The 3711-nt window shown below is 72.7% G+C and carries 4 protein-coding genes; 1 reads left to right on the top strand and 3 read right to left on the bottom strand.

Annotated elements, in window-relative coordinates:
- Positions 1 to 607: 607 nt before the first annotated feature.
- Together ACWF94_RS36185 and sigE are read right to left on the bottom strand one after the other, a co-directional pair.
- Positions 608 to 1615: a zf-HC2 domain-containing protein gene (locus ACWF94_RS36185; protein WP_453498713.1), complete on the bottom strand. Its 1008-nt coding sequence runs from the start codon at positions 1613 to 1615 to the stop codon at positions 608 to 610.
- Positions 1612 to 2379: an RNA polymerase sigma factor SigE gene (sigE, locus tag ACWF94_RS36180; protein ID WP_453498710.1), complete on the bottom strand. Its 768-nt coding sequence runs from the start codon at positions 2377 to 2379 to the stop codon at positions 1612 to 1614. The genes ACWF94_RS36185 and sigE overlap by 4 nt, the downstream gene beginning before the upstream one ends.
- Positions 2380 to 2449: 70 nt before the next feature.
- Here sigE and ACWF94_RS36175 point away from each other — a divergent pair, with 70 nt between their 5' ends.
- A complete protein-coding gene (locus ACWF94_RS36175; protein ID WP_453498708.1) occupies positions 2450 to 3199 on the top strand; it encodes an O-methyltransferase in 750 nt (249 codons plus the stop codon).
- Positions 3200 to 3582: 383 nt separating this feature from the next.
- Here the strand turns inward: ACWF94_RS36175 and ACWF94_RS36170 are convergent.
- The coding region (locus ACWF94_RS36170; RefSeq protein WP_453498716.1) for a DUF3117 domain-containing protein at positions 3583 to 3711 on the bottom strand (129 nt) is incomplete at its 5' end.

Here is a 3711-nt window from a genome sequence, read left to right as displayed (position 1 = left end):
GTAGGGCGGTGTGCTGTAGACATCCGGCTCATGCAGCGGCTGGGGGCTGGTGTGGTCCCAGGAAGGCCCCTGGAGCGGCTCTCCCGGTGATCCCGGCGCTCCCCCAGGGAATCCGGGCGCTCCGGGTCCCGGTGCGGCCCCGGGCCCGGGCAGGGCTCCCTCAGCGGCCGCGGGCGGGGGCGAGGCAGGAAATCCAGGCCCCGACAGGGGCGAAACTGGGGTTCCGGACCCCGGCGGGGACGAAGCGGGGGTTCCGGACCCCGGCGGGGACGAAGCGGGTGATCCAGGCCCCGGCGGGACGGTCGGCGATCCAGGCCCCAGCGGCGGCGAGGCCGGAAATCCGGACCCCGGCGGGGCGGCGGGCGGCCCGGATACGGCGTCGGAGGGGGGCGCGGGGGCCCGGTCCGCCGGCTCCGCTTGTCCGGGGCGCCCCGCGCCGGGGCGGCTCCACCACTTCGCCTTGGCTCCGGTGGGCTTCCCGTCGTCCATGCTCTCCCCGCAAACTCCCGGCCGCTGCGGCACTCTCACGAGCACCCCTCCCAGGATTCAACCAGGGGACCGCCCCCATGTGCGCCGGGAGCGATCACGAATCTCCACGCGGGCCCTGTCAGCGGCGGGAAGCCATCGGTGGGGCGAGGTACGCGGGATCGAGGAGATGGCCGGGAGTGGGGGTCGCCGACGGGGTGGGTCCGGGAGCGGTGGCGAGCTGGAACGCAGATCCCGTCGCCCGTATCAGCGGTGGCGGGGCGAAGGCGGAATCGACCATGGCGGGGGCAGGGGCGAGGGCGGAGACGGGGGCAGGGGCGGAATGCGGCGGTGCACCCGGGTCCAGCAGACCGGGGACGGATCGGCCGATGACCCGCTCGTCGGATCTCGCCGGAGCCTGGCCCTCGGTACGGCGGCGCTCGTAGTCGGTGCTTCTGACAGCCGAGCCGCCGGCACCCGCGCTCAGCGGGCTGACCGGGCCGCCTCCGGTGGCGGCGGTCCGCATCGGGGTGGCGTTGTTCGCCGTGCCGCCGCTGCGTGGGCCCGCCTGGACGGATGCCTCCAGCGGCAGCGCGCCGCCGAGGGCGATCGCGGCGAAGGAGACCGCGCTGGCGGCGGCGAAGGCGAACCGGCGCCCCCGCCAGGGAGAACGCTCGGCCTCCGCGCGCCCCACCTCATGGATACGGAATCCCCGCTCAGATACGGTCCCGGTGCGGCGGCCCGGCAGTACGGGCGTGGCCCTGTGGCCCCCTGGCACGTATCCGAAGGTCTCCGTGCGGGGACCACCGGGTCTTCCCACGGACGGGGTCATCCCTCCGAAGACTGAATCGATGACGCGTCCGTCGCTGTCGGGTCCTCCGGAGAAGGGCCCTTCGCCGCCGTCGCCTCCCGGGCCCGCGGGCAGCCCCTGGAGCCGCGCGAGCAGCCCGGCGGAGGGCGGCGGGGGCGCGGTCTGGGCGAAGACATCCTTGAGCCGGCGCTGGGCGTCGGCCTCGGCCTTGCACTTGGGACAGGTCGCCAGATGGGCGAGCACCCGGTCCCTGGCGTCGTGTTTCAGCTCGCCGTCGACCAGGGCGGCGAGCCGGTCCCCCAGATGCTGCTCGGCGGGGGTGGGGCCTGAGCCGCTCACGCCGGTCCACCCTCCCCTGCCAGACCGATCGCGCCGGCCAGCGTGCGCTGCTCGGCGCGCGCCTCGGGGGAACGGTGCTTCAGAGCCTTGCGCAGATGCGAGCGACCTCGGTGGATCCGGCTGCGGACCGTGCCGAGCTTGACGCCCAGGGTCGCGGCGATCTCCTCGTACGAGAGACCCTCGATGTCACAGAGGACCACCGCTGCCCGGAACTCCGGCGCGAGGGTGTCCAGCGCCTGCTGCACATCGGCGTCGAAGTGGGTGTCGTTGAACACCTGCTGGGGGGACGGCTCGCGGGAGGGCAGCCGCTCGGCGGCGTCGTCACCCAGCGCATCGAAACGGATGCGCTGCTTCCGGCGGACCATGTCCAGGAAGAGATTGGTGGTGATGCGGTGCAGCCAGCCCTCGAAGGTGCCCGGGGTGTAGGTGGACAGCGAGCGGAAGACCCGGACGAAGACTTCCTGGGTCAGATCCTCGGCATCGTGCTGATTGCCGGTGAGGCGGTAGGCGAGGCGGTAGACCCGACTGCTGTGCGTGCTGACGATCTCCTCCCAGGTGGGGGGCGTCCACGCCTGCGATTCCGCGTCCGTGGCAAAGGTCGCGGTGGCTGCGGAGTCGGTGGTGTGGGAACGGTCAGCAATGTCGGTCACGGATTTCGGCTCACCCGACGACCTGAGGAAGCGCCTCAGCACTCCTCTCCGATCCGCGGGTGCAGCCGCACCTCCCCTATCGGCTCTGGTGGTGTCCAGCGGAGCCCCTACCATAGCCACCTCGCCCGTTAGCTCCGGATAAGAATCTTTGCGCGAATTTGGGTGCTGCGTCCGGCTCTGGTCCATGAATTCCCCCCACCCGCTTCCCATCCTTCACAACGCCCGGTCCCATCTGCGGGTTCCCGGGAGCAGCGGATACAGTCAACGTCGCGTTCAACCACGGGGACAGGAGAGGCTCATTACCGCAAACCGGCAGACAAGCTGGGCGTTCGCCGACGCCTTTGTCGCCGAGGACGACGCACTGCGCTGGGCCCGGGAGCGGGCCCGGGAGTCAGGGCTGCCCTCGGTGTCGCCAGGGACCGGCGCCGCGCTGCGACTGCTGGCCGCGACCGCCGATGCGAAGGCGGTGGCGGAGATCGGTACGGGTACCGGCGTCTCCGGGATCTATCTGTTGCAGGGCATGCGGCCGGACGGGGTACTGACCACGGTCGACCCCGAGCCGGAGCGGCAGCAGTTCGCCAAGCAGGCGTTCCGGGCGGCAGGCTTCGCGGGCAACCGCGCGCGCTTCATTCCCGGACGCGCCCTCGACGTACTGCCACGGCTGGCCGACGGCGGATACGACCTCGTCTTCTGCGACGGCGACCGGATGGAGTCGCTGGAGTGTCTCGCTGAATCGTTGCGGCTTCTGCGGCCCGGTGGCCTGGTCTGTTTCGAGGGCGTCTTCGCGCGCGGCCGGACCGTCGACTCGGCGGCCCAGCCCGCGGAGGTGCTGAGGCTGCGGGAGTTGCTGCGTGCCGTGCGCGAGAGCCAGGAGCTGCTGCCGTCGCTGCTGCCGGTGGGCGACGGACTGCTCTGCGCGGTCCGGCGGGGCTGAGTCACCCGGGGGTTGCCCAGGTCCGGGGCGCACGGGCGCCCGGCAGGCCCCGGCAGGCCCGCGCACCCGATGGGGCGCCGCAGGTGGCGGCGCGCACCCACAGGGGGGCGCCGAACCGCATCCAGGCTCTGACCTGGGAGAACCGCGTCCCGGAGATCCGGGATCACCCGGGTCCGGACACAGGAGAAGCCGCGCCCGGGAGGCCCGGGAACCACCGCCGACGGCGTCGGCATGCCGCTTCCAGGCACGGGCCGGATGCCACGGCAGGACACGGGCGACAGCGCGCGGGACGTGGCGGCGCGGCATGGCCCGGCACGGCGCGGGAAACACTCCGCCCCGGCACCCTCAGGGTGCCGGGGCAGTAAAATCGTGGCGCCTCAGCGTCAGCCGACGACCTTCTTCAGTGCATCGCCCAGCGCGTCTGCCTCGTCCGGAGTCAGCTCGACGACAAGCCGACCGCCGCCTTCGAGCGGAACGCGCATGACGATGCCCCGCCCCTCCTTGGTCACCTC

It is taken from the genome of Streptomyces sp. NPDC055078, assembly GCF_053607985.1.
This window is presented reverse-complemented; position numbering and strand designations above follow the sequence as displayed.